The sequence below is a fragment of the Candidatus Omnitrophota bacterium genome, from assembly GCA_016209275.1.
Lineage (GTDB): Bacteria > Omnitrophota > Gorgyraeia > Aquiviventales > Aquiviventaceae > JACQWM01.
In genome coordinates this window covers 27,517-51,956 of the sequence record JACQWM010000029.1, presented here as the reverse complement: position 1 = coordinate 51,956, position 24,440 = coordinate 27,517, and the positions used below count along the sequence as shown (strand labels likewise).

25 protein-coding genes are annotated in these 24,440 nt (G+C 59.9%); 22 read left to right on the top strand and 3 right to left on the bottom strand.

What is annotated here, in order from left to right:
• Positions 1 to 13: 13 nt before the first annotated feature.
• From HY737_04475 to HY737_04400, 16 genes are all read left to right on the top strand, one after another.
• Positions 14 to 844, top strand: coding sequence for an ABC transporter permease (locus tag HY737_04475; protein ID MBI4597642.1), 831 nt, complete (start codon positions 14 to 16; stop codon positions 842 to 844).
• On the top strand, positions 841 to 1,296 hold the full coding sequence (locus tag HY737_04470) for a nitrous oxide reductase accessory protein NosL (protein ID MBI4597641.1): 456 nt from the start codon (positions 841 to 843) through the stop codon (positions 1,294 to 1,296). The genes HY737_04475 and HY737_04470 overlap by 4 nt, the downstream gene beginning before the upstream one ends.
• Entirely contained in the window at positions 1,293 to 2,018 is a 726-nt protein-coding gene (locus tag HY737_04465) for a carboxypeptidase regulatory-like domain-containing protein (GenBank protein MBI4597640.1), read from the top strand. Before HY737_04470 ends, HY737_04465 begins: the two co-directional genes overlap by 4 nt.
• A 30-nt stretch (positions 2,019 to 2,048) precedes the next feature.
• Positions 2,049 to 3,200 (top strand): 4Fe-4S dicluster domain-containing protein, encoded by a 1,152-nt coding sequence (locus HY737_04460; protein MBI4597639.1) that lies wholly within the window; start codon positions 2,049 to 2,051, stop codon positions 3,198 to 3,200.
• Positions 3,181 to 3,648, top strand: a complete 468-nt coding sequence (locus HY737_04455) for a cyclic nucleotide-binding domain-containing protein (protein MBI4597638.1) — start codon at positions 3,181 to 3,183, stop codon at positions 3,646 to 3,648. Before HY737_04460 ends, HY737_04455 begins: the two co-directional genes overlap by 20 nt.
• A complete protein-coding gene (locus HY737_04450; GenBank protein MBI4597637.1) occupies positions 3,626 to 4,546 on the top strand; it encodes an FAD/NAD(P)-binding protein in 921 nt (306 codons plus the stop codon). Before HY737_04455 ends, HY737_04450 begins: the two co-directional genes overlap by 23 nt.
• A 1-nt stretch (position 4,547) precedes the next feature.
• Positions 4,548 to 5,327, top strand: a complete 780-nt coding sequence (locus HY737_04445) for an oxidoreductase (protein MBI4597636.1) — start codon at positions 4,548 to 4,550, stop codon at positions 5,325 to 5,327.
• The gene (locus HY737_04440; GenBank protein ID MBI4597635.1) at positions 5,320 to 6,603 is read left to right on the top strand and encodes a Ni/Fe hydrogenase subunit alpha; all 1,284 of its coding nucleotides are present in this window, start codon (positions 5,320 to 5,322) and stop codon (positions 6,601 to 6,603) included. Before HY737_04445 ends, HY737_04440 begins: the two co-directional genes overlap by 8 nt.
• Positions 6,593 to 7,051 carry a hydrogenase maturation protease gene (locus tag HY737_04435; GenBank protein ID MBI4597634.1) on the top strand — a complete coding sequence of 153 codons (459 nt, stop codon included), beginning with the start codon at positions 6,593 to 6,595 and terminating at the stop codon, positions 7,049 to 7,051. The genes HY737_04440 and HY737_04435 overlap by 11 nt, the downstream gene beginning before the upstream one ends.
• Before the next feature lie 54 nt (positions 7,052 to 7,105).
• Positions 7,106 to 8,311, top strand: coding sequence for an ATP-binding protein (locus HY737_04430; GenBank protein MBI4597633.1), 1,206 nt, complete (start codon positions 7,106 to 7,108; stop codon positions 8,309 to 8,311).
• Positions 8,312 to 8,631: 320 nt separating this feature from the next.
• Complete coding sequence (locus HY737_04425; protein MBI4597632.1) at positions 8,632 to 9,327, top strand: hypothetical protein; 696 nt, start codon at positions 8,632 to 8,634, stop codon at positions 9,325 to 9,327.
• A 4-nt stretch (positions 9,328 to 9,331) separates the two neighbouring features.
• Positions 9,332 to 11,710 carry a carbamoyltransferase HypF gene (hypF, locus tag HY737_04420; protein MBI4597631.1) on the top strand — a complete coding sequence of 793 codons (2,379 nt, stop codon included), beginning with the start codon at positions 9,332 to 9,334 and terminating at the stop codon, positions 11,708 to 11,710.
• Positions 11,710 to 11,970 (top strand): HypC/HybG/HupF family hydrogenase formation chaperone, encoded by a 261-nt coding sequence (locus tag HY737_04415; GenBank protein ID MBI4597630.1) that lies wholly within the window; start codon positions 11,710 to 11,712, stop codon positions 11,968 to 11,970. The genes hypF and HY737_04415 overlap by 1 nt, the downstream gene beginning before the upstream one ends.
• Positions 11,957 to 13,069, top strand: coding sequence for a hydrogenase formation protein HypD (hypD, locus tag HY737_04410; protein ID MBI4597629.1), 1,113 nt, complete (start codon positions 11,957 to 11,959; stop codon positions 13,067 to 13,069). The genes HY737_04415 and hypD overlap by 14 nt, the downstream gene beginning before the upstream one ends.
• Positions 13,066 to 14,121, top strand: coding sequence for a hydrogenase expression/formation protein HypE (gene hypE / locus HY737_04405; GenBank protein MBI4597628.1), 1,056 nt, complete (start codon positions 13,066 to 13,068; stop codon positions 14,119 to 14,121). The genes hypD and hypE overlap by 4 nt, the downstream gene beginning before the upstream one ends.
• Positions 14,121 to 14,717: a DNA-3-methyladenine glycosylase I gene (locus tag HY737_04400; GenBank protein ID MBI4597627.1), complete on the top strand. Its 597-nt coding sequence runs from the start codon at positions 14,121 to 14,123 to the stop codon at positions 14,715 to 14,717. The genes hypE and HY737_04400 overlap by 1 nt, the downstream gene beginning before the upstream one ends.
• Positions 14,718 to 14,725: 8 nt before the next feature.
• Here HY737_04400 and HY737_04395 read toward each other — a convergent pair whose 3' ends face one another.
• From HY737_04395 to lexA, 3 genes are all read right to left on the bottom strand, one after another.
• Positions 14,726 to 15,514 (bottom strand): phage Gp37/Gp68 family protein, encoded by a 789-nt coding sequence (locus HY737_04395; protein ID MBI4597626.1) that lies wholly within the window; start codon positions 15,512 to 15,514, stop codon positions 14,726 to 14,728.
• Positions 15,515 to 16,567: 1,053 nt separating this feature from the next.
• On the bottom strand, positions 16,568 to 17,482 hold the full coding sequence (locus HY737_04390; GenBank protein ID MBI4597625.1) for a DNA adenine methylase: 915 nt from the start codon (positions 17,480 to 17,482) through the stop codon (positions 16,568 to 16,570).
• A gap of 52 nt (positions 17,483 to 17,534) precedes the next feature.
• Positions 17,535 to 18,134, bottom strand: a complete 600-nt coding sequence (lexA, locus tag HY737_04385; GenBank protein MBI4597624.1) for a transcriptional repressor LexA — start codon at positions 18,132 to 18,134, stop codon at positions 17,535 to 17,537.
• 149 nt (positions 18,135 to 18,283) lie between these two features.
• Here lexA and HY737_04380 point away from each other — a divergent pair, with 149 nt between their 5' ends.
• From HY737_04380 to mdh, 6 genes are all read left to right on the top strand, one after another.
• Positions 18,284 to 19,636 (top strand): cytochrome ubiquinol oxidase subunit I, encoded by a 1,353-nt coding sequence (locus HY737_04380; GenBank protein MBI4597623.1) that lies wholly within the window; start codon positions 18,284 to 18,286, stop codon positions 19,634 to 19,636.
• Positions 19,626 to 20,654: a cytochrome d ubiquinol oxidase subunit II gene (gene cydB / locus HY737_04375; GenBank protein ID MBI4597622.1), complete on the top strand. Its 1,029-nt coding sequence runs from the start codon at positions 19,626 to 19,628 to the stop codon at positions 20,652 to 20,654. The genes HY737_04380 and cydB overlap by 11 nt, the downstream gene beginning before the upstream one ends.
• 72 nt (positions 20,655 to 20,726) lie before the next feature.
• Positions 20,727 to 21,344 (top strand): TetR/AcrR family transcriptional regulator, encoded by a 618-nt coding sequence (locus tag HY737_04370; GenBank protein ID MBI4597621.1) that lies wholly within the window; start codon positions 20,727 to 20,729, stop codon positions 21,342 to 21,344.
• Positions 21,345 to 21,633: 289 nt separating this feature from the next.
• Positions 21,634 to 21,843, top strand: a complete 210-nt coding sequence (locus HY737_04365) for a hypothetical protein (GenBank protein ID MBI4597620.1) — start codon at positions 21,634 to 21,636, stop codon at positions 21,841 to 21,843.
• A gap of 185 nt (positions 21,844 to 22,028) precedes the next feature.
• Complete coding sequence (locus HY737_04360; GenBank protein MBI4597619.1) at positions 22,029 to 22,316, top strand: hypothetical protein; 288 nt, start codon at positions 22,029 to 22,031, stop codon at positions 22,314 to 22,316.
• 6 nt (positions 22,317 to 22,322) lie between these two features.
• Positions 22,323 to 24,428, top strand: a complete 2,106-nt coding sequence (mdh, locus tag HY737_04355) for a malate dehydrogenase (GenBank protein ID MBI4597618.1) — start codon at positions 22,323 to 22,325, stop codon at positions 24,426 to 24,428.
• The last annotated feature ends 12 nt before the right edge of the window (positions 24,429 to 24,440 follow it).

The window sequence follows — 24,440 nt, the reverse complement described above, 5'->3', positions numbered from 1 at the left end:
CAAGGATGTGGTCATGGATGCATCGACGGTGTTCATCATCATGCGCAAGGAGCTGCGGGAAGCGCGCCGGCATCGGTGGTTTGCGCTGTTTACGGCGTTGTTTACCGTCCTCTCGTTGGGCCTCAGCGGGTTGGGCCTTTCCGGGCTGGGCGGGTTAGGCATCGCCGGGTTCGGCCGCACGGCGGCGAGCCTGGTCAATCTGATCGTGCTGATTGTGCCGCTGATGGGGCTACTGATCGGCGCCGTCAGCGTGGCCGGTGAGCGCGAGCGCGGCACCTTGTTGACGCTGCTAGCCCAGCCGGTGACGATCGGCGAGGTGCTGCTGGGAAAATTTTTTGGTGCGGCCGCAGCCCTCGGCGCGGTGGTGCTGCTCGGATGCAGTGTGAGCGGGGTGTTGATCGCGCGTGCCGCGGGCCTTAGCGAGATGGGCGCGTATCTGGCCGTGATCAGCCTGACCCTGCTGTTGGGGTGCGTTCACCTTGGGTTAGGTCTGCTGATCTCCGTGCTCACCGGGCGCACCAACACGGCGATGAGCCTGGCGATCGTGGTGTGGCTGGGCGTTGTGCTGCTGAGCGATCTTGGGATGATGGGCACGGCGATCGTGCTGCGCCTGAGTGCCGGGCAACTCTTATGGCTCTCACTCGGCAACCCAGCACAGGTCTTCAAGCTGGCGGCGACGCAAGCGCTGCAAGGCCATCTGGAGGGATTAGGATCCTCAGGGCTCTACGCCGCCTCGGTGCTGGGGGGATGGCTGCTGCCGCTGCTCATCAGTCTGCTTTGCGGGTGGATGGCGTTGACCGTCGGCCTGGCATGGGCAGGCTTTCAGCGTCGAGGCGCCTTATGAGCGGCGCTGCGGCGCGGTCGATTGCTGCGGGGCTGAGCGTCATGGTACTCGGCTGCGGGGGCCCCGCGCTCGATGCGCCCCCGCGCATTCGTATTGGAGAGGATGCGTGCGCCACATGCCACATGATCATCAGCGAAGCGAGGTTTTCAGCCTCAGTGACGCTGGCTGACGGGACCAGAGCGCACTTTGACGACATCGGCTGCCTGACGCGCGGCCTGCCGCAGCGTCAGCAGATCCCGATGCGCATCTGGGTGCATGCGTATCAGGCGCAGCAGTGGCTGCCGGCGCACGCCGCGGTCTTCGTCGAGAGTCGAGAGATGGCGACACCCATGGGTGGAGGGATCGTCGCGCTCTCGACCCTCGAGGAGGCGCAACAACTCGCCTCGGCCACCCATGGACGCGTCCGGACCTTTCAGGAGCTGCTCAACGCACACAAGGAGGAGAAGCGATGACACGCACGCAGGGACGATGGTGGATGATCATGCTCATCACCGCGCTGCTGGCAGGGGCTCGAGGACCGATGGTCTGGGCGGCTGACGGGGCCACGGTCAGCGGCAACGTGGCGTTTGCGGGGACGCCGCCGACCCGTAAGCCGCTGAACTTCGGCGCGGAAAAGCAGTGCGCGATCGCGCATGGAGACCAGATGCCGATGGGCGAAGAAATCGTCGTCAATGGCAACGGCACCTTGAAGAACGTGTTGGTCTACGTCACTAGCACCGTGCCCGGCACGTACGCGCCGCCGGCGACCCCGGTGACCTATGCGCAGACTGGCTGCGTGTTCCTCCCGCACGTGGCGGCCGCCATGGCCGGCCAGCCGATCGAAGTGATCAACAACGACGATGTGCTGCACAACGTGCGCGCGCAATCCAAGCTCGGCCAGCGGTTCAACATCGCCCAGCCGACGAAGGGCATGAAGACCACGAAGGTGATGCAGCAGCAAGAAATCGGCATTCCGCTGAAATGCGACGTGCACTATTGGATGGTCGCCTACCTGCACGTGCTTGCCCATCCGTTCTTCGCCGTCACCGGCGATGACGGCGCATTCACCATCAAGGATCTGCCGCCAGGCACCTACACGCTCGAAGCCTGGCACGAGAAGCTCGGCACTCGGCAGGCACCGATCACGGTGCAGGCCGGCCAGTCGTCTACCGCGGATTTTACGTTCGGCAGCTGAGGTGAGTCGAGCGCGAACAGGCGAACCCCCATGCCTTCTCAACCCGCTACGGCAGCCCTCAGTCGGACCGACCTGCCGCGATTATTCGATGCCTTAACGCGCCGCGGCTACCAGATTATCGGCCCCACCGTGCGCGAGAGCGCCATCGTCTATGACCGGCTCTCCTCGGTGGATGAGCTGCCCATCGGCTGGACCGAAGAGCAGGAGGCCGGGACGTATCGCCTCAAACGCCGCCATGACCAGGCGGTGTTCGGTTTTGTCGTCGGGCCGCAGAGCTGGAAGAAATTTTTGCTGCCGCCGGTCCATCGGCTCTGGAGCGCAGTGAGCGAGCCTGACGGCTTTCGCGTGATTCCTGAACCCCCGGAGGCTCCGCGCCAAGCGCTCCTCGGCGTGCGCGCCTGCGAAATCGCAGCCATTGCGGTGCAGGATCGGGTGTTTCTCCAAGGGCCGGCGGTCGATCCGGTCTATGCCGCGCGCCGCGAGCAGCTCTTCATCATCGCCGTCAACTGCACCCAGGCCGGCGGGACGTGTTTTTGCGTCTCAATGAAGACCGGCCCCAAAGCCACCACAGGCTTTGATCTCGCCCTGACGGAAATTCTCACCACAGACCAGCACTATTTTGTACTCGAGGTCGGCAGTCCGCGCGGAGAAGAGTTGGTGCGCGAGCTCGCCCTCCCAGCCGCCAGCGCCGAGGACCTGGCCCAGGCTCAGCGCGGCTCTGAGCAGGCCGCCAAGCAGATGGGGCGGCAGATGGATACCACCGGCATGAAAGAGCTCTTCTATAAAAATTATGAGCACCCGCGATGGGATGATGTCGCCTCGCGCTGCCTGGCTTGCGCGAACTGCACGATGGTCTGCCCGACCTGCTTTTGCACGACGGTGGAGGATGTCTCGGATCTCTCCGGCAAGCAGGCCGAGCGCGTGCGCAAGTGGGATTCGTGCTTCACCGCGGATTTTTCCTATCTCCACGGCGGCAGCGTGCGCTCATCGATCCGCTCCCGCTACCGCCAATGGCTGACGCATAAGCTCGCGACGTGGATCGATCAGTTCGGCACGTCAGGCTGTGTCGGCTGCGGCCGGTGCATCACCTGGTGCCCGGTGGGCATCGACCTGACCGAAGAAGTCAAAGCGCTTCGCGCCAATTCACAGGAGGACACCGGCCATGCAGGAACAACCGCTTGACGCCTTTCTCGCCGCACATCCGTTTTTCAAAGAGTTGGACCAGGCGTATCTGCATTTGCTGGCCGGCTGCGCGTCGAACGTCGTGTTTCAGCCGGGACAATACCTGTTTCGCGAAGGCGATCAAGCGAATCGATTCTTCGCGATTCGCCAAGGGAAGGTTGCGCTTGAGATCGCCGTGCCTGGCCGCGTCGCGATTACCATCGAAACGTTGGATGATGGTGATGTCCTTGGCTGGTCGTGGATCGTCCCGCCGCACACCAAGCAGTTTGACGCCCGGGCAGTTGAGTTGACGCGAGCGCTGGCCTTCGACGCCACCTGTCTGCGCGGCAAATGCGAGCACGATCCCAAACTCGGCTTTGAGTTGATGAAACGCTTCACCCAGCTCCTTGGCCAGCGTTTGCAAGCCACGAGGTTGCAACTCTTGGATGTCTACACAAGTAGCGCCTAATCCCACGATCGCAACGCGCGAGGATCCGATGGTGCCGCGCGTGTTCAAGGTCCAGTCGGTACGCCGGGAAACCGCTGATACCTCAACACTGGCGTTGCAGCCCGTCCCCCCGGCCCGCCACGTGTCGGGGCGGGCGGCACGGGTCGGGCCGGGGCCGTCTGATGGCGCCGCTTCCTGCGCGTTTTCGCCGGGGCAGTTCAACATGGTGTACGTCTTCGGCGTGGGGGAGATCCCGATTTCGATCAGCGGCAGCCCTCGGCAGCCGCAGCATTTCATCCATACGACCCGGGTCGTGGGGGCGGTGACGAAGGCGTTGTGCGGGTTAAAGCGAGGGGCCGCGGTCGGCGTGCGCGGGCCCTTCGGCAGCGCGTGGCCGCTGCGCGAAGCCGAAGGCCATGATGTCGTGATCGTCGCCGGCGGCATCGGGCTGGCCCCGCTGCGGCCGGCGGTGCTGGAGCTGATGGCCCATCGCGATCGCTATGGGCGCATTGCGCTGCTCTACGGCACGCGCAGCCCCGAGGACATGCTCTTCCGCAAAGAGCTGGAACGGTGGCGCGGGCGATTCGATCTGGAGGTGCATGTCACCGTGGATCGGGCCACGGCCGAGTGGCGCGGGCATGTGGGCGTGGTGACCGCGCTGTTCCATCGCGCCACGTTCGACCCGTCCAACACCATGGCGATGATGTGCGGGCCGGAAGTCATGATGCGTTTCTCCGCCCGCGAACTGATCAAGCGGGGAGCGACGGTTGATCGCATCTTCGCCTCGATGGAGCGGAACATGAAATGCGCCATCGGCACGTGCGGCCATTGCCAATTCGGCCCGATGTTCATCTGCAAAAACGGCCCGGTGCTGCCGTATTCGGCGTTGCATTCGTGGATTGAATGGCGGGAAATTTAATATGCGCGCGCGTACGCCGAAACGGCCGAAACTGGCCGTCTGGAAATTCGCCTCATGCGACGGCTGCCAGCTCAGCCTGCTCGATTGCGAAGATGAGCTGCTCGCCATCGCTGGAAAAGTCGAGATCGCCAATTTTCTTGAAGCCTCGCGCGCGGTGGTCAAAGGGCCGTATGACCTGTCCTTGGTGGAAGGCTCGATTACGACTCCGCATGACGCCCAGCGCATCACGCAGGTGCGCAAGGCGTCCAAATTCCTGGTGACGATCGGGGCGTGTGCCACCGCCGGCGGGATCCAAGCGCTGCGCAACTTCGGCCACGTGCGCGAGTTTCTCTCGGTCGTCTATGCCAAGCCGGAATACATCGAAACGCTGGCGACATCGACGGCGATCGCCGAACATGTGAAGGTGGACTTTGAGCTGCGCGGCTGCCCGATCAACAAGCAGCAGCTCGTGGAAGTGCTCAGCGCATTCTTGAAAGGGCGCAAACCAAATGTGTCGTCGGCCAGCGTGTGCATCGAATGCAAGCGGCGCGGCACCGTCTGCGTGATGGTGGCCCAGGGCATTCCGTGCCTTGGGCCGGTGACGCATGCCGGCTGCGGGGCGATCTGTCCCGCGTACCATCGCGGCTGCTACGGATGCTTCGGACCGAAAGAGGCCGCGAACACCGCCTCGCTCAGCCGCCAGTTGACGGTGCTCGGTGTGAGCGAGGAGCAACGGCAGCGCCTGTATCGGACCTTTAACGCCAACGCCGAGCCGTTTCGAACCGAAAGCGCCCATGCATAAGACAATTTCGGTGGGGGCCTTAGCCAGGGTCGAGGGCGAAGGGGCTTTGCTGATCAAAATCAAAGACCGCGCGGTCACCGACGTGCAATTGAAGATCTATGAGCCGCCGCGGTTCTTTGAGGCGTTTCTGCGCGGCCGGGATTTTACCGAGGCCCCGGACATCACCGCGCGCATCTGCGGCATTTGTCCGATCGCGTATCAGATGAGTGCTACGCATGCGATGGAGGATGCCTGCGGGGTGACGGTGGATGGACAATTGCGAGCGCTCCGGCGGCTGATCTACTGCGGCGAGTGGATCGAAAGCCACGCGCTGCACATCTTTTTTTTGCACGCCCCGGATTTTCTAGGGTGCGAGGATGCCATTCAGATGGCGAAGGCGCATCCGCAGATCGTGGAGCGAGCCCTCCGTTTGAAAAAGGCCGGTAACGCGATCATGTCGCTCATCGGCGGCCGGGAAATCCATCCCATCAACGTTCGCGTCGGAGGATTTTACCGGGTGCCGACACAAGCGGAGCTCGGCCCGCTGGCCGAGGAGCTGAAATGGGCTCGCGATGCCGCCCGCGAGACGGTGGCATGGGTCGCGAAGCTTTCGTTTCCAGAATTTTCCCAGCCGTATGAATACGTCGCCCTGAGGCATCCCGATGAGTATCCGTTCAACGAGGGCCGCCTCGTCTCGAACAAAGGACTGGATATTGCTGTCAGCGACTTTGAGCAGCATGTCGTCGAAGAGCAGGTACCGCACTCGAATGCGCTGCATGCGAAATTACAAGCCCGGGGGTCGTATCATGTGGGTCCGATGGCCCGCTACAGTCTCAACTTTGATAAGCTGTCCCCGATCGCCCAGGAGGCGGCGCGGAGTGCTGGGCTTGGTCTGACATGCAATAATCCATTTCAAAGCATCATCGTCCGGGCGGTGGAAGTCCTGTATGCCTGCGATGAAGCGCTGCGGATCATCGATGCGTATGAGCCGCCGCCGAAGCCATTCGTGCCGGTTGAACCCCGCGCAGCGACAGGATTCGGCTGCAGCGAAGCTCCGCGCGGCATCCTGTACCATCGGTATCAATTGGATGCCGAGGGGCACATCGTGGAGGCGAAGATCGTGCCGCCCACCTCGCAGAATCAGCGCATGATTGAAGAAGATTTGCGAACATTCATCCCCCCGCGCATTGACCTTCCCGACGATCAGCTGCAGTGGCAGTGCGAGCAGGCGATCCGCAACTATGATCCGTGCATTTCCTGCGCGACCCATTTCCTGAAACTCACCGTTGAACGCTAAACACACGGTCATTATTGGGATCGGCAACGCGTATGCCGGCGATGACGCCGCAGGTCTGCTGGCTGCGCGGCGGCTGCAGCCGCTGGTGGGGAAAGCGGCCATCATTCAGGAAGCCGGCGGCGAAGGGATCAGCCTCATGGCGCAGTGGCCCAAGACAGCGCGCGTCATTCTGATTGACGCGGTGCGATCAGGCTCGGCCGCCGGCACCGTGCATCGCTTTACCGCGCATGATCAGCCGCTGCCGGTTCAGGTCTTCGGGTCCTCGTCGACACATGCCATTGGAGTGGCTGAGGCGGTGGAGCTGGCGCGGGCGATGGGCCGGCTGCCGGCCGAGCTGATTGTCTACGGCATCGAAGGCGAACGGTTCGACGCCGGTACGACCATCAGCCCATCGGTTACCCAGGCCATTGACCGCGTCGTCACATCGATCGCGCGCGAAGTCCTGTAGCAGCTTGATATTTCTCACACAATTGAGTAAAATTACTCATAGAGCTAACTATCTATGTATAAACGAGATATTACAAAGATCATCAGCCATCGGTTGGGTGAACCGCGGCGTTTTGTGCAGGTGATCACCGGGCCGCGCCAGGTGGGCAAGACGACTGCCATCCAGCAGGTGCTCAGTGAGCTTACGATGCCGTCGCATTATGCCGCCGCCGATCTGCCGGCTCCGCCCGCGACTGAATGGATTGCGCAACAGTGGGACCGCGCGCGGATGCAATGCCACGCCGGAGCCCCGGCGGTCTTGGTGCTCGATGAGGTGCAGCGCGTATCCCACTGGTCGATCGAGGTCAAGCGGCTCTGGGATGAAGATGCGCGTCTGAAGCGTCAATTACACGTCGTGATTCTTGGCTCCTCGTCGTTGTTGGTCCAGCGCGGGTTGGAGGAAAGTCTGGCCGGACGCTTCGAGGTCATCCGGTGCCCTCAGTGGTCCTGGACCGAATGCCGTGACGCCTTCGGCTGGTCCCTGGATCAGTACGTGTACTTCGGCGGCTACCCGGGCGCTGCCGCGCTGATCGCTGATGAGCTGCGGTGGCGCCAGTATGTGCAGGATTCGCTGATCGAGACCGCCATCTCGAAAGACATCCTGCTGCTCAACCGCGTCGACAAACCTGCCCTGCTGCGCCAGCTCTTCGTGCTCGCCTGCGAGTACGGCGGGCAAGTCCTGTCGTATCAAAAAATCCTGGGCCAATTGGCTGATGCCGGGCATACCGAAACATTGGCGTCGTATCAGCGCCTGTTGGAATCGGCGTTCCTGCTGCGCGGTCTGCCCAAGTGGTCGGGGTCTGCTGTCCGCCGACGAGGCTCAAGCCCGAAATGGCTGCCGCTGAGCACGGGATTGATGACCGCCCTGAGCAACCAATCCTTTGCAGAGTGGCGGGCGGATCCGCAGCGATGGGGACGGTTGGTCGAAGTGACGGTCGGCGCGCATCTGGTCAATCGCGGTGCGAGCGAAGGGGTCGAGGTGTTTTATTGGCGGGAAGGGAACGAGGAGGTGGATTTCGTGGCGCGCAAGGGTGCTGGTGTGACGGCGATTGAGGTCAAAAGCGGATCGCGACGGATGGCGCACCCAGGCCTGACGGCGTTCATCAAGCGCTACCCCGTCGCCAAGACCATCACGGTCGGCGGCTCAGCGTTGAGCGTGCAGCAGTTTCTCGAAGCCCCGCTCGCGCAGGGCACGCTTCTCGGCTCTGGCGGAGAAAAGTAGTGACCGCCGCCTTGAAACTCCTGACTCCGCCTGAGCTATCTGTAACATGAGCACCGTCCAGGATTTTCCAAAAACTGAGCGTATCCATGAATCGCTGGACTACCAGACACCACAGCAACATCTGGAGGTCATTGCACGTCGAGCGAACAGATGAGTGCCAAAAAATATACATGCCCGTGTCTTACATTGCTCGAGCACGAAGCTGTCAGTCTTCGAGCGCTCGAGGAACGATATCGAGAAACCGCACGCTATGAGGTCAGCGAGGAGCGTGTCATCAAGAATCTCAAGCACTTCCTGACCAAGGCGAGGGGTGTTTCGAAATGACGCCGCATGATACACACGCGCTCGTAGAACAATTGGCTGCGTATGGTTACCCCCTCATGAGGCCCGTGCGTCGCAGCGATCCTGAAACGGTGCTCGAACGCCTGTTGCGACAGCGGGAAAGCCGCATCGTAGAGGGCTTCGCAGTCGTTCTCCTGAACGCCCTGCGTGAAAAGACGAATCTGCGATGGGAGTCACCCAATTGGAACCCAGAGAAAGCGCTGGGGGTGATGAGGTCACAGCGTCTCGCCCGTTTATTAGCGCTCAGTTACGTCCTCTTTCGGTTGTTTGGCCTGGAGAAGAGTTTGCAAGAGCGTGCGCGGACGCTGCTCTTCAAGTGCAAGAATGGAGAGGACACCCTTCGGAATGTCGAATCACACTTCCTGAAATCAGAGCCGCTGGCCATGAACGGTTTTGAGCTGTCCACGGAACGACTGAAAAATACCTTCCGGACGTATTATGTTAACGCGCGGGAGGGAGTGGAGGACAGGGAGAAGACGCATGCCTTGGAATTTGAACTCTTGCTCTCCGAGCTCTTCACGCCTCGTCAAAAAGAGTTGTTACGAAAGCGAGCGGAGGGCGCAGAGATGACCAATACGGAGAAAACGTATTTCTACAGAACGGTCAGCAAGCGCCTGAAAGCACTCGCCAATGAGGAAGTCCACGAACTGGCGCGCAGGCTTCTTCGGAGGTAGGCTCATGACTTCAACCACGTTGACACAGCCTGCGATTCACCCTCCTTCGCCGGAGGCTTCGGAGCGGTTCCGCCCCACGGGCAAGCACGTGGGGCTCCAGCGCCGGCGACTGACCATTACCGGTGCGGTGCAGGGGGTGGGATTCCGTCCGTTTGTCTACACGTTAGCGACGCAGTTGCGGCTCTCCGGATGGGTCGTCAATACCCGCCACGGCATATCGCTTGAAATTGAAGGCTCGCCTGAGCAGTTGGAAACATTTCAACAGCGGCTAGGCGCTGAGCTGCCAGCCCCGGCGGCGATTGAGACCATCGAGGCGCAATCCATTGGCGCAGAGGGCGGGGCGCAGTTTGTTATTCGGCCAAGCGATGACCAAGGCGCACCGACAGCGGTCGTGCTGCCGGATCTGGCGACGTGCGAGGCGTGCCTCGTCGAATGTTGTGATCCGTCCAATCGCCGGTTTCGCTATCCGTTCATTAACTGCACGCATTGCGGGCCGCGCTTTTCGATCATTGAGCAATTGCCGTATGACCGGGCGAAGACCACCATGCGGCGGTTTGCCATGTGCAATGATTGCCGCGCGGAATACGACGATCCGATGAATCGCCGGTTCCATGCCGAGCCGAATGCGTGCCCGGCATGCGGCCCGCAGCTTCAGCTTTGGGATGCGGCCGGCGGAGTGATCGCATCGCGCGATGAGGCGCTCATCCGCGCAGCGCAGGCGATTCGCGACGGCCGCATCGTGGCGGTCAAAGGGCTTGGCGGTTTTCATCTGATGGCGGATGCGCGAAATGAAAAGGCGGTGCAGCGGTTGCGCTTGCGCAAAGGCCGGGAGGCCAAGCCGTTTGCGCTCATGTATCCGTCAATGGAGATGATTGAAGCGCATGCCGAGGTCACAAAAGATGAACGGTACGTGCTCCAGTCGACCGTGGCTCCGATCGTCTTGGTCCGTCGCCGAAGAGAACACATCCAGATCGCTGAGGCGGTAGCACCCAAGAATCCATGGCTTGGCGTGATGCTGCCGATGACAGCACTCCATCATCTGCTGCTGCGCGAGCTAGAATTCGCAGTCGTGGCGACTAGCGGCAATCTGTCGGAAGAGCCGATCTGCACCGATGAGCGCGAGGCCTTGCAGCGATTAGCCTCGGTGGCGGATGTCTGGCTGGTGCATGACCGGCCGATTGCGCGCCATGTGGATGATTCGGTGGTGCGTATCGTGGCCAATCGGCCGCTGCTGTTGCGCCGAGCGCGCGGCTACGCGCCGCTGCCGGTGAATCTTGCTGGTGAGCCACCACCATGTCTTGCGGTCGGCGCGCATCTGAAAAATACCGTGGCCATCGCCGTCGGAGACCAGGCGGTGCTGAGCCAGCATCTTGGGGATTTGGAAACGCCGCAGGCGATTGACGGCTTCACGCGCGCCATCGAATCGTTGCAAACCTTTTATGCCACGATGCCAACGATGATCGCGTGTGATCTGCATCCAGACTACGAGTCCAGCCGGTGGGCGAAGCGGCAGGCGCGGCCGGTTGTGCCGATCCAGCATCACGTGGCGCATGTGCTCTCGTGCATGGCGGATAATGAGCTCTCCGACGCTGTGCTTGGCGTAGCTTGGGACGGCACAGGATTGGGTTCTGACGGCATGATCTGGGGCGGAGAATATTTTGCCGTCGATGACAGGAAAGTTGAGCGGGTAGCGCACCTTCGGCCGTTTCGGCTGCCGGGCGGGGAGCAGGCGATCCGCGAGCCGCGCCGCAGCGCGTTAGGATTGCTCATCGCGATGGAGCCTGATACGCTAACGCTATTCCCGCGGCTGGCACCCATCGCAAGCCTTACCGATCGCGAGCGCGCGGTACTGGCCGCCATGCTTTCGCGCGGTGTGCAATCGCCGTGGACCACGAGCATCGGCCGCCTGTTTGACGCGGTCGCGTCGCTGCTCAATCTGCACCACGGACGTCAATTCGAAGGCCAAGCCGCGATGGCGCTTGAGCATGCCGCCGAGCGCGCTGAGACAGACGACAGCTATTCCATGCCATTGATCCCTTGCACGATATTCCACGAGGCGAATTTCCATCAGCAGCTGGATTGGGAGCCGCTGGTCAGAGGGATTCTTTCGGATCTTAAAATGCTTGTGCCGCCCGCCATCATCGCCGCGAAGTTCCACAATGCGTTGGCAGAAACGATCGTCACGGTCGCGCATCATCTTGGATTGCCGCGCGTTGTGCTCAGCGGCGGCTGTTTCCAAAATCGCGTGCTGACTGAGCGCGCCATTCTTCGCTTGCGCCGCGAAGACCTTGAACCATTTTGGCACCGTCAGGTACCTCCCAACGATGGTGGTATTGCGCTTGGGCAGTTGGCCGCGGTCGCACGAAGCCGATCGGTGTCGTGATGTGCCTTGGCGTTCCTGGGAAAATTCTTCAGATTACGGAATCAGCAGGGGTGGCTCGCGCCGGTGTCGTGAGTTTCGGCGGGATCACGAAACAGGTGAACCTGTCGTTTGTGCCAGACGCCCACGTGGGCGACTTTGTCATCGTGCATGTGGGATTCGCCATCAGCAAGGTGAATGAGGCAGAAGCCACCCGCGTATTTGACTATTTGCAGCAGATCGATGAACTGAAGGAGCTCGCACCGCGCGATGCGATTTCTTGACGAGTATCGCGATGCGAAAGCCATCCGTGGCATCGCTTCGGCGATTACGAAGATCACCAAACGCCCTTGGACGCTCATGGAAGTCTGCGGCGGCCAGACCCATGCCATCGTGCGCTTCGGTATCGATGAGTTGCTGCCGAAGCTCATCACATTGGTGCACGGGCCGGGCTGCCCGGTGTGCGTGACGTCGGTTGAGCTCGTCGATCAAGCCATCGCCATTGCGCAGCGGCCCGAGGTGATCTTCTGCAGCTTCGGCGACATGCTGCGCGTGCCGGGCACGTCCCAGGATCTGTTTGCGGCGAAAGCTGCCGGGGCGGAGGTGCGCATCGTCTATTCCCCGGTGGATGCGGTCGCCCTTGCCCGAGAGCATCCGGATCGCGAAGTGGTCTTTTTCGCCGTGGGATTTGAAACCACCGCGCCCTCAACCGCGATGGCGGTGGTGTTGGCTTCGCAGCAGCATCTGACGAATTTTTCGATGCTCGTTTCGCATGTGCTGGTTCCACCGGCGATGGAGGCCGTGCTCTCCTCGCCTCACAACACCGTCCAAGGATTTCTGGCGGCCGGCCATGTCTGCGCCATCATGGGGTACACCGAGTATGAGCCGATCGCCGCCAGGTATCGCGTGCCAATCGTCGTCACCGGGTTTGAGCCGTTGGATATCCTGCACGGCGTGCTGATGTGTGTTGCGCAGCTTGAAGAGGGCCGGGCCGAGGTCGAAAACCAATACACGCGCGCGGTGCGGCGCGAGGGCAATGCGCAGGCGATGTGGGCGATCCGCGAAGTCTTCGAGATCGTGCCGCGCAAATGGCGAGGCATCGGCCCGATTGCCCGCAGCGGGCTCGGATTGCGAGCGCCCTACGACGCGTTTGATGCGGCGCTGCGGTTCGACGTCGCAACGCTGAGCGCGGAGGAATCCTCTGAGTGCATCAGCGGCCTGATCCTGCAAGGCATCAAGAAGCCGATCGAATGTCCGGCGTTCGGAACACGATGCACGCCGGAGCGTCCCCTGGGAGCCACCATGGTCTCATCGGAGGGAGCCTGCGCGGCGTACTATCGGTATCGGCGGCCGGCCGCCGCACCATCGGAAGCCGTCGCATGAGCCTCACGACAGGATTTCCGCTGGCCTGCCCCATTCCGCTGACAGACTACCCAACTGTGCTCTTGGGCCATGGCGGCGGCGGCAAGCTCACGCAACAATTGATTGAGCGCCTCATGCTGCCTGCGTTCAATAATCCCTGGCTTGGGATGCGGCATGATGGAGCCGTGATGGATCTTCAGGGGGTTCGGCTGGCCTTCACCACCGACTCGTACGTCGTCCAGCCGTTGATCTTTCCCGGTGGCGACATTGGCCGGCTTGCGGTCAACGGCACGGTGAATGATTTGGCGATGTGCGGGGCTTGCCCACTCTGGCTGAGTCTTGGGTTTATTCTAGAAGAAGGGCTGCCGATGGAGACCCTCTGGCGCGTGATTCAGTCGATTCAGCACGCGGCGAAGTCGGCCAACGTCTCGGTCGTCACCGGTGACACCAAAGTGGTCGAGAAGGGCAAGGGCGACGGGTTGTTCATTAACACCTCAGGTGTCGGAGTCGTGCCTGCCGGTGTGGTGATTGCTCCGAGTCAAGTGCGGGCAGGGGATGCAGTGCTGCTCTCGGGTGATCTGGGGCGTCATGGGATTGCGATCATGGCGGTGCGCGAGGGATTGAATTTCGAGACGACCATCGAAAGCGACACAGCACCCCTGGCCGATCTGGTCGCACGGCTGCTGGCGGCGAAGATGCAGGTGCATTGCCTGCGCGATTTGACGCGCGGCGGGCTGGCCAGCGGCCTGATTGAAATCGCGCACGCTGCCAAGGTCTCTATCGACATCGATGAAACCGTGCTGCCGATCCAAGAAGAAGTCCGCGGCGCGTGCGAGTTGTTAGGGCTGGATCCGCTGTATGTGGCGAATGAAGGACGGTGCGTGGCCTTTGTCGCCGCCGATGACGCCTCGCGGGCGTTGGAGCTGATGCGCTCGCATCCATTGGGGCGCGATGCCACCCTCATCGGGTATGTGGCGGATGCCGCCCCATCGCAGGTGACAGTTCACAACGCCATTGGCTCTCAACGGATGCTCGATTTGTTCAGCGGCGAGCAGCTCCCGAGGATTTGCTGATGAGGGCGGTGCGACAGCGCTGCGAGTGGGGTGATTGGAGCCGCCAGCCCGAGATCATGATGAGCTATCATGACACCGAGTGGGGGGTGCCGCTGCATGAGGATCGCAAGCTCTTTGAGTTCCTGATTCTTGAAGGCATGCAGGCGGGTTTAAGTTGGGTCACTGTCCTGAAAAAGCGCGAAGCGTTTCGAGCCGCCTTCGATCAATTTGACCCGACGAAGATCGCCCGCTATGGCCGGCCGAAGATCCAGGCACTCCTGCGCGATGCCGGCATTATCCGCAACCGGCTGAAGATCGAAGGGGCGATCGCCAATGCCCGCGCCTTCCTCGAGGTTCAAGAAGCGCAGGGCAGTTTTAGCCGTCTCATGTGGCAATTCGTCGACGGCAAGCCGATTGTCAATCGCTGGCGGCGGATCAAGGATCTGCCAGTGACGACGAAAGCATCGGAGGCGATGAGCAAGAAATTGAAGCGTCTTGGCTTTCGCTTCGTCGGCTCGACCATCTGCTACGCGCACATGCAAGCGACCGGCATGGTCAACGACCATGTCATCTCCTGCTTCCGCCATTCCGAGATCGCCAGAGGTGGTTTCATTTAGTGGGATTATTAGCTCACTAACGTTAGCTCCACTGGCATCTCGTCCCATGTCCGTCCCTTGAGGAGTCTTCCGGCAGCTTTTTTGCCTACCCGTCGTCCGTCGGGCGTGTGGGCACCCCATTGCTTGAAGAAAAACTTAACGCAATGCTGTCTGCATTGTTTCAGGATTGCGTAGACCCATTCAGGATTCATAGGACGCGCAGAAGGACCGCTCTCGCCACCGACGATGACCCAATGTATCCCTTCAAGCAGCGAGCTATCGAGCTCCACTGGCCCAAGCATCGGCTCTATTGAGAGAAAGCGAATCTTCGCCGGAACGTGTTGCAGATCACGAATGCGTGAGACGTAGGCCTGCGTTTCCACAGATACGCCTGCCCAGACGTGCTCCGGCCAGACGTGTTTGCCGTTCGGGGGATAATCGCTCGAGCAGAAGTATGTGTTTGACCACGCTCTCATCCGCTCAGGACGCTTTGTCAAAAGCTGAAAAATGTGCCAGTTCGCCTGTCGCATGACATCGAAGACCTTACCGATAAACTCGTCTGGCACATCCTTGTGAAACAGATCAGACATAGAGTTGACGAAAATCTTTCGCCGCTCCTTCCAGCGAAGCGGCAACTCTAGTCTCTCCGGCCAAAGTCTTAGATTAAACCCCTGCTCGTAGGGATGCCCCTTGATACCCCGCCATCGCTCCGCGAATGCCTCCGCATAGCAGTGCTTGCACCCCGGGCTAACCTTTGTGCAACCGGTTACAGGATTCCAGGTCGCATCCGTCCATTCAATTGATGAATATTCTGCCATTACTTTCCCTTGTTCTTATACTTTCGGAAGATATGATCAACTATGGTCTTCGCAACGGGCTTTTGTGAGGCAAAGAAAAGGTAGATGAGGCTGCGGTCAAATCATCAACGTATCGATCGCAAGCGTCGCATTTCTCGACCACGATCCACGGCTCCTTCCGCGCCAGAATCTTACACGAGGGCATGGCAGGGGCCAGCACTCCACTCCCGCCGCAAGCATGACATCGATTTCGGATTTGCCCGCCGCTCATTCCCGATACCTCCTCGAAAATCACTTGGGCCCAATCATCCAGCGGTTGCCTACTAACCTAACCAAACCCTGCTTCTTATGCGTCCAAGTGTTTCTTGATCACAGCCTTGACGTAGTCTGGCATATGTTGTTGAACAATTTCGGTGCGCCTCTTAAGGCGCTCGTAAACCTCCACTTCATGGTCAGTCCAGATCACATCAAGTCTTCTGATGCGTCTCAGGGCTATGTGTTTATAAGACTCTGGGCTGGCCCAGTAGCAAGAGAGACAGACTTGGGGAGATTTTTGTTCCAGCCAATTTGAACAATGCTCACACGACCACGATTTCGCTCTATTACAGGAACCACAGATCAGCATGTACTCACGAGGATGTCGCATTTCGGATGCCGCATCCCCAGATACTTCATACGGAATTCGATGATCTACCTGGAGGTATCTTTCTTCGTACTTCTCCAGACAGATATAACAGCGGCAACTGGATTCCTTGACCAGCTTTTTCTTAAATAGCTTCGAAAATACTTGCCTGCCGTCTATTCGGTCTTCTCGAACTTTACTGAAATCGGCAAACCTGTAAGCTGCGATGCTCCGACCCCCCTTACTCTTGACTCGAACGGTCTCAAGCGGAATTCCTTGTTCCCGTACGTCGCGCGCGGCTCTCGGAGGATGGCTATATCCATATTTTGACTCAAGCTCTTCTGTGGTTATAAAGCCATGTTTGAGGATATGCTCAATAACGATTCTTGGGCGCTTGTTCGTAACGGCTTTTAGCGCCTCTAAGAATTTCGCAGGAAGTTTCTGTCCTTTCCTCATAAGGCCTCTGCGAAGATCAGCTGTTCTTGAGGCTCAAGAGGCTGAGTTGTCGGAGTTAACTTCTCAAGCACGGCGACCAATGAAGGAGACAAATAGATGGATTCATAAGTTCTTGCGTTTCGCCCGAGCAAAGTTGATTGAGTTGATCTTCCGGCATCGACTTCGATGTGCGTTAGAGTAAGATTCTTCGGAAGGGGACGCCCGTATTTTTTCGAACCAGTCCGTCCATCGTAACTCAAAATATAAAAGATCTTCCTGTCGTTAAGGTTCTGAAGAGCTTTGACAAAAAAATCAAACGCAACTTTGCTAATGTATCTCTGATCCCTCTCACCACAAACCCCTTGATATGGAGGATCCATATAGATAACATCATCCCGTTTAACGTCTCGAAGTACATCTAAGTAGTCCCTGCACGTAATTTGTGTCTTGTCGGCGAGGAGCCGAGATGCCCTTACGACGTGTGCCCGCATCGTTACTGGGTTAGTGCCCTTCCTGCGATTATCTGGGCTTTGATTGAACTCCCCATAGGAATTGTAGCGAACCGAAGCCTTGACGCACCGTGCAAGTAAATATAAGAAATGGTCTGGCCGTTGCATCGTATTGAACCGCTGTCTAATCAGGTCGTAGTACCCTCTCTCTTGTCCTAGCTGAGCCTCCCAAAGCTTCCGGTACTCCCGAGCAATTGACTCCGGCTGGTTAATGATTCCTCGCCACAAACTCATCAGAGCAGGATTCGTATCATTCAGAAGAAAACGGCTTGCTTTTCTGTGATAGGCAGCGGCGAGTGAAATGGCAGCTGATCCGGCAAAAGGTTCTACAAGCCTGTTTGTGTTGGGTGGAAAGTAGGAGAGAATGGCGGCGGCAAGAGCGCGTTTGCTACCTTGATATGGAATTGGGTGCGGAACACTCATACAATTCTTACTCCATCATACCGAAGGACAACACCAGCGGGCACAGACTATTTCATATCCCTCTGAGGAGCGAAACAAACCTTCCTCGGACCATACAGGTTTTTAGAAACAACGGCTTGAGGGCGCGGTTGCGCGGCTCAAGCCGAATGCGGCTTTTCTCTTTGTAGAAATACTTCAAGGTCGCCTCGTGATTTTCAGTCAGCGCGACGACCAGGTCGCCATTTTTGGCGGTGCTGGTTTGCTCCGCGATGACGACGTCGCCGTCCAGAATGCCATCCTCAATCAAGCTGTCGCCCTTGACCTTGAGCGCAAAATACTTGCGGCCTTTGTTTGGCACCAAGAGCGCGGGAACCTGAATGGTGTCGTGGCCCTCGATTGCTTCGATGGGCTGGCCGGCCGCGATGGTGCCTGCCAACTGGATTTCTCGGACGTTGGCTCCGCCGTTCTTGCTGATTTCAATGGCCCGTGGCCGATTGTCGTCCTTTCGAAGAAAACCCTTCTGCTGCAGGGTTTGAACGTGGAAATGAGCGGTCGAGACAGAGGCAAGCCCCAGATGCTTTTTGACTTCTTCCAGGGAGGGCGCGTAGTCGTACTTCTTGATGAAGCTCTTGATGAAATCGAGGACTTGCTTTTGTCTCTTGGTGAGCGTCATTTTGCGGTTGTTTCCCTACCGGTAGAGTTTTCTATTTACTTTCGATAATAGTATTTTCTTGAGACGGAGTCAACAAAAAGTTATTCCAGCCGGAACAATGCACATAGCCTGTAGATGAGATGAAGGCTGTTTTTTGCTAGGATACTCCCATGGATGTCGTGTGGCTGTCCAGGCTGCAGTTTGCGCTGACGATCGGCTTCCACTATCTCTACCCGCCGCTCTCCATCGGCCTCGGCGTCATCCTCGTGATCATGGAAGGGTTGTGGCTGAAAACGCGCAAGCCGCTCTATCATCAGATGGCCAAGTTTTGGGTGAATATTTTTGCGCTGACCTTTGCCATGGGGGTGGCGACGGGCATCGTGATGGAGTTTGAGTTCGGCACCAATTGGGCGACGTATTCGCGCTACGTAGGCGATGTGTTTGGCAGTGCGCTGGCGGCCGAGGGGATTTTCGCCTTTTTTCTCGAGTCAGGGTTTCTCGCGGTGCTGATCTTCGGGTGGAATCGCGTCAGCCCCCGGATGCATTTTTTCTCCACCGTCATGGTCGCCCTCGGCTCGATGTTCAGCGCGGTGTGGATCGTCGTCGCCAACTCCTGGATGCAAACCCCAGCGGGATTTCATATTGTGGACCATGGTGGAATGGCCCGAGCAGAGATCACTGATTTTTGGGCGATGGTGTTTAATCCTTCATCGATGCAGCGCCTGGCTCACGTGCTGATGGGGGCGTGGCAGGCCGGGGCGTTTCTCGTGCTGAGTGTCAGCGCGTATTATTTGTTGAAGCGCCGACATCTGGCCTTCGCCAAATCCTCAATGCGCATCGGGTTGACCGCGGCACTCGTCGCTTCCATCTTGCAGGTGCTGACCGGGCATGCGAGCGGTGTGGTGGTGGCTCGCCATCAACCGCTGAAGTTGGCGGCGTTTGAGGGCCATTATTCAGCCTCAGCGCCGGCTCCGCTGCACTTGATCGGCTGGGTGGATGAAACGCAGCGGCGCGTGCACGGCATAGCGGTGCCGGGGTTGTTGAGCTGGCTCGTCTCCGGGGATCCGACGCATCCTCTCACCGGTCTGGAGTCCGCGCCGCCTGGCGACTGGCCGCCGGTGAATGTCACCTTTCAAGCGTTTCACGGGATGGTGATCATTGGGGGCGCCTTGTTGGGCTTGAGCGTCTTAGGATGGTGGCATCTGTGGCGCGGCAGCCTGTTCGATCGACGCTGGCTCTTATGGTGCTTTGTCTTCTCGGTGCTCGGGCCGCAGATCGCCAATCAGCTCGGCTGGGCCGCGGCGGAAATCGGCCGGCAGCCGTGGATCGTCTATGGACTGATGCGCACGAGCGAGGGGGTTTCGAAAGTCGTGAGCGCCTCGGCGGTATTGTCGTCGCTGATCATGTTTACCGTGATCTACGTCCTGCTCTTCGCGCTGTTTATTTTTCTCTTGGATCAGAAAATCCGCCGGGGACCGGCGGAAGACGAAGCCTCCGGCGTCTACACCCGCCATGCCTTTTAGTTTCGATCTTCCCACCCTCTGGTTCTGGCTCGTCGGCGCGTTGCTGACCGGCTATGCCATGCTGGATGGCTTTGATTTGGGGGTCGGGTCGCTGCATCTGTTCAGCAAGACCGATGAGGAGCGGCGGCTCATGCTCAATGCCATCGGCCCGGTCTGGGACGGCAATGAAGTGTGGCTCGTGACCGGGGGCGGTGCGCTCTTCGCTGCCTTTCCCATGGTGTACGCGACGGTCTTCTCAGGATTTTACACGGCGCTCATGCTGCTGCTCGCCGCGCTGATCTTCCGCGCGGTGGCGATTGAGTTTCGCAGCAAGCAGCCCATGCGATGGTGGCGCGCGATGTGGGATATGAGTTTTAGCGCAAGCAGCATCCTGTGCAGCCTGCTCATTGGGATCGCCTTGGGGAATATCGCGCGCGGTGTGCCGCTGACCGCCGAGCATGAATTCGCCGGCTCATTTCTCGGCTTGCTCAATCCGTACGCGCTGCTGGTTGGTATCACGACCCTCGCACTTTTTCAGATGCACGGCGCCATTTATCTCGTCATGAAAACCGAAGGCAAACTGCAGCGCCGGGCCAAAAGCTGGGTGCAGCGCGCGATGATTTTCTTCATCATCTGCTATGCCGCCACGACCATGGCCACACTGGTCTACATGCCGCATATGCCGGTGAACATCCGGGAACACCCCTGGCTGTTTGCGCTGCCGGTATTGAATATGCTCGCGATCGCCAATATCCCCAGGGAAATCTATTTCGGCAGGGAGTTCCGAGCGTTTCTGTCTTCCTGTGCCGCCATCGCCGCGCTGCTGGCCCTCTTCGGGGTCGGGATCTATCCGAATATCGTGCTCTCCAACCCGTTGCCTGAGCACAGCCTCACGATTTATAATGCCGCCTCCTCGCCGAAGACGTTGCGCATCATGCTGGCCATCGCGCTGCTGGGCATGCCGATGGTGCTGGCGTATACGGTGAGCATTTACTGGATCTTCCGGGGCAAGGTGCGATTGGAACCGACCAGCTATTGATGCAGGCCAGGGAAAACGCCTCTTGACAGGGCGCGCCCCGATAGCGTATAAACATACTAACTGGTATGTGCCATGGCTAAAGCCGCGCTGACTGATTCGCCGACCAAGGATCGCCTCCTCGAGGCCGCCGAGAAGCTGATGCTCGCCCAAGGCTATGCCGCCACGACCGTGGATGAAATCTGCGAAGCCGCCAAACTGACGAAGGGCAGCTTCTTCCACTATTTTGAGAGCAAGGAGCATCTTGGCAGGGAATTGCTCGAGCGGTTCTGCCGTCATGCCGGCGAACAGATGCGCTCGGCGGTTGGCGGGGTTGACGTCGATCCGCTGCGGCGCGTGTACGCCTTCATTGATTTCGGCATCAAGATGGCCGCACAGTGCGGGACAGAGCAAGGGTGTTTGTTGGGCACGTTTGCGCAGGAGCTCTCGGAAACGAACCCGGCCATGCGGGATCAGTGCGCGAAAGCGTTTGCGCGCTGGGCGCAGTGGCTCAAGCAGGATTTGGATGCGGCCAAGGCGAAGCACGCCCCGAAAGCGGCCATTGATACGCAAAGCCTGGCCGACCACTTTATTGCCATTATGGAAGGGGCGAAGATCTTGGCGAAGGCCAAGCGCGATCCGTCTATTGAAGAGCAGAGCTTGGGCCACCTTCGGCGGTATGTGCAGTCGTTGTTTGAGAGGACGCCGCGATAATCAGGGGAGGCTTTTTAATCGTTCGTTAAAAACCAACTAGTTGGTATTACAACCAGCGCAGAAAGGAGGTGGGTGTCATGGGAGATGGCGTCATCGGCGCGTAATGGAGACAGTCCCCGTGGGGACTGTCTCCACGGGAAGCCAAAGGAGCGAAACAATGTCTGGACGATGTGACTCAGGGTCGTGTGACGTGGAAACTTCATCGCAGGATTGCTGCCCAACATCAGGCAAGGGCTGCCCTTGCGGCACGCCAGGGTGCAGCGGCGATCCGATCGACTGTGCAACCGGCATGTGGTCCTGCGCGTTTTTCACCGCGATGAAAGAAGTCCAGGTTGATATCTTGAAGCAAAAGCTTCAGAAGGCGTGGGGACCCAAGATGGACAAGGCCGCCGACGCCGTGCTGGAAGCGATGGGGGTGCAGTGGCAGTCGATGCTCGCCCAGGCTGGCGCGAAAGCCACGCTGCGTCAGAAGCTGTCCTCGTTGTGGCAAGAAAAATAACTGACAGCTAGCCCTCAGCGATCAGCTGTCAGCAAAAACCGCAGCTAAGGTAGCGCAGGTTTAAACCTGCGCTACCTTAGTCTGCACATCTTAGGCTGCATGTGTCCAGGACCAGCGCCCATCTATCGTCCACGACAGGTTGACGCTTGGAAGCGGCTTTGCTACACTGGCAATATCTTTCAGCGATGCCTACCTACGTGGTTAGCGGCCTCATTGTGACGATCGGCGTGTTGTCGGTCGGGATTGGGGTGCTGCTGGCCCGGCACATGGTGCATGACGCTCAGCGCGTCCATGGGCGGATCCTCTCAAGATCCACCGGTGTTCTGGAAGGCTGGGATGCGCGGTTTGTGGGAGGATTTGCCCAGCTGGCGATGGGCTGCTCATGGTTGTGGGCCGCCGCCGCATGGTTCGGGTGGACCCTCGTGGGCATGTCCTGTATCGGGCTGGGAGTTCACGTCCTAACGAAATTGTAAGTCCGCATGTCGCTTCCTCGTGTCACCGTGATTGGCGCTGGACAAGTCGGGGCCACCACGGCCCACCTGCTCGCCCTCAAAGGCCTCGCGGATATCACCCTCATTGACGTCGTCGATGGGCTAGCCAAGGGCAAAGCCCTTGACATGTTTGAGTCAGCCCCGGTCGAGGGGTTCTCCGTGTCGATTCGCGGCACGACGGATCTTGCCGCCCTCGCCGGCAGCCGCCTGGCCATCATCACCGCAGGGTTGGCCCGCAAGCCCGGCATGTCGCGGGATGACCTGCTCCTCGCCAACGCCAATATCGTCGGGCCCATCGCGGAGCGCATCGCGCAGCTGGCCCCGGAGGCCGTCGTCATCGTCGTGACGAATCCCCTCGACATGATGGTGGCCCTCGCCATTGAGAAGACGAAGTTTCCCCGCGAGCGCGTCATGGGCATGGCCGGGGTTTTGGATAGCGCGCGCCTGCGGGCGTTTGTCGCGGAGCGGCTGCAAGTCGCTCCGCGCAGTGTCGAAGCGATGGTCCTCGGCTCGCACGGCGATCTCATGGTCCCGCTGCCGCACTCTATTCAGGTGGATCATCAGCCGATTGATTCGCGCCTGCCGGAGGCGGAGCTCGCCGCGATGCTGGAGCGGACGAAAAACGGCGGCGCGGAGATTGTCAATCTGCTCAAGCAGGGCAGCGCCTTTTACGCGCCGGCCAGCAGCGCTGTGCTGATGGCGCAGGCGATCCTGAACGATACGCATGAGGTGCTGCCGGCCTGCGCGCTGCTGCACGGTGAATACGGATTGCGCGATGTGTGCATCGGCGTGCCGGTGCAGCTCGGCGCTCATGGCATTGAGCGCGTCGTCGAGCTGCCGCTCAGCGAGGCCGAGCACGCCGCCCTCGCCGCCTCCGCCCGGCAAGTCAGCGAGGGGATGCAAGCGCTTGCCGCGCTGCAAGCGAAACCGGCGGCTCCCGCGGCCGCGCCCGCGCCCGCGCCGACGGCTGCGCCGATCATCGCCAAAGGCCTTGAAGGCGTCGTCGCCGGCGAGACCGCCATTTCCGATGTCGACGGCCAGCGCTGCCAATTGGTGTACCGCGGCTACAACATCGATGAGTTGATCGGCAAGACCACATACGAAGAGGTCAGCTATTTGCTCCTCTTTGGCGCCTTGCCGACACGCAGCCAGCTGGCCGATTGGACCAAGCAGCTTGACTCTTCGCGCGCTCTGGAGCCGCAAGTCCTGGCGTGCCTGCAGAGCCTGCCGTACCGGGCCGACCCCATGGGGCTGCTGCGCACGGCGGTCTCATTCCTCGGGCTCGATGATCCGGAAGCCGATGCCGAGTCCGCGGAGGTGATGCAGCGCCAGGCCGTCCGCACGATCGCCAAGATGTCGAGCCTCGTCGCCGCCATCGCCCGCATCCGCAGCGGCGCTCCCCTCGTGCCCCCAAAATCCGGCCTGGCTCATGCGGCCAACTTCCTCTATATGCTGCACGGCGAAGAGCCGAGCGAGCCGCAAGCCCGAGCGCTCGATGCCTATTTCATCCTCTTGGCCGACCACAGCTACAATGCCTCCACCTTTGCCGCGCGCGTCATCGTCTCCACGCGCGCCGACTACTATTCCGCCGTCGCCGGCGCGATCGGGGCGCTGAAGGGCTCGCTGCATGGCGCGGCGAACCGCAAGGCGATGGAGATGCTGCTGGAAATCGGCGGCGCGGATCAGGTGGAAACGTACGTGCACAAAACGCTGGCGGATCACAAGCGCTTCATGGGCTTCGGCCACCGCGTCTACAAGGGGGAAGACCCCCGCGCCAAGCACTTGAAAGCGTTCACCAGGCCGCTGGGCCAGGCCGCCAACGAGTTGAAGTGGTATGAGATTTCCGAGCGGCTGCAGGAAGCGGTCTTCAAGGCCAAGGGGCTCTATATCAACGTGGATTTTTATTCCGCCTCGCTGCTGCACTACCTGGGCATTCCCACCGAGCTGTTTACGACCATGTTTGCGGTCGCGCGGAGTGCTGGGTGGTCCGCGCACATCATTGAGCAGGCCGCCGACAACCGCCTCATCCGCCCGCTCGCCGCCTACATCGGCCCCCGCGATTTGAAAGTGACACCCCTCGCTCAACGCAAATGACGACGCGTGGCC

Bases quoted from the DNA above. Each gene is read 5' to 3' on its own strand.
- HY737_04475 (MBI4597642.1), top strand. From the start codon at position 14: ATGGATGCATCGACGGTGTTCATCATCATGCGCAAGGAGCTGCGGGAA.
- HY737_04470 (MBI4597641.1), top strand. From the start codon at position 841: ATGAGCGGCGCTGCGGCGCGGTCGATTGCTGCGGGGCTGAGCGTCATG.
- HY737_04465 (MBI4597640.1), top strand. From the start codon at position 1,293: ATGACACGCACGCAGGGACGATGGTGGATGATCATGCTCATCACCGCG.
- HY737_04460 (MBI4597639.1), top strand. From the start codon at position 2,049: ATGCCTTCTCAACCCGCTACGGCAGCCCTCAGTCGGACCGACCTGCCG.
- HY737_04455 (MBI4597638.1), top strand. From the start codon at position 3,181: ATGCAGGAACAACCGCTTGACGCCTTTCTCGCCGCACATCCGTTTTTC.
- HY737_04450 (MBI4597637.1), top strand. From the start codon at position 3,626: ATGTCTACACAAGTAGCGCCTAATCCCACGATCGCAACGCGCGAGGAT.
- HY737_04445 (MBI4597636.1), top strand. From the start codon at position 4,548: ATGCGCGCGCGTACGCCGAAACGGCCGAAACTGGCCGTCTGGAAATTC.
- HY737_04440 (MBI4597635.1), top strand. From the start codon at position 5,320: ATGCATAAGACAATTTCGGTGGGGGCCTTAGCCAGGGTCGAGGGCGAA.
- HY737_04430 (MBI4597633.1), top strand. From the start codon at position 7,106: ATGTATAAACGAGATATTACAAAGATCATCAGCCATCGGTTGGGTGAA.
- HY737_04425 (MBI4597632.1), top strand. From the start codon at position 8,632: ATGACGCCGCATGATACACACGCGCTCGTAGAACAATTGGCTGCGTAT.
- hypF (MBI4597631.1), top strand. From the start codon at position 9,332: ATGACTTCAACCACGTTGACACAGCCTGCGATTCACCCTCCTTCGCCG.
- HY737_04415 (MBI4597630.1), top strand. From the start codon at position 11,710: ATGTGCCTTGGCGTTCCTGGGAAAATTCTTCAGATTACGGAATCAGCA.
- hypD (MBI4597629.1), top strand. From the start codon at position 11,957: ATGCGATTTCTTGACGAGTATCGCGATGCGAAAGCCATCCGTGGCATC.
- hypE (MBI4597628.1), top strand. From the start codon at position 13,066: ATGAGCCTCACGACAGGATTTCCGCTGGCCTGCCCCATTCCGCTGACA.
- HY737_04400 (MBI4597627.1), top strand. From the start codon at position 14,121: ATGAGGGCGGTGCGACAGCGCTGCGAGTGGGGTGATTGGAGCCGCCAG.
- HY737_04395 (MBI4597626.1), bottom strand. From the start codon at position 15,514: ATGGCAGAATATTCATCAATTGAATGGACGGATGCGACCTGGAATCCT.
- HY737_04390 (MBI4597625.1), bottom strand. From the start codon at position 17,482: ATGAGTGTTCCGCACCCAATTCCATATCAAGGTAGCAAACGCGCTCTT.
- lexA (MBI4597624.1), bottom strand. From the start codon at position 18,134: ATGACGCTCACCAAGAGACAAAAGCAAGTCCTCGATTTCATCAAGAGC.
- HY737_04380 (MBI4597623.1), top strand. From the start codon at position 18,284: ATGGATGTCGTGTGGCTGTCCAGGCTGCAGTTTGCGCTGACGATCGGC.
- cydB (MBI4597622.1), top strand. From the start codon at position 19,626: ATGCCTTTTAGTTTCGATCTTCCCACCCTCTGGTTCTGGCTCGTCGGC.
- HY737_04370 (MBI4597621.1), top strand. From the start codon at position 20,727: ATGGCTAAAGCCGCGCTGACTGATTCGCCGACCAAGGATCGCCTCCTC.
- HY737_04365 (MBI4597620.1), top strand. From the start codon at position 21,634: ATGTGGTCCTGCGCGTTTTTCACCGCGATGAAAGAAGTCCAGGTTGAT.
- HY737_04360 (MBI4597619.1), top strand. From the start codon at position 22,029: ATGCCTACCTACGTGGTTAGCGGCCTCATTGTGACGATCGGCGTGTTG.
- mdh (MBI4597618.1), top strand. From the start codon at position 22,323: ATGTCGCTTCCTCGTGTCACCGTGATTGGCGCTGGACAAGTCGGGGCC.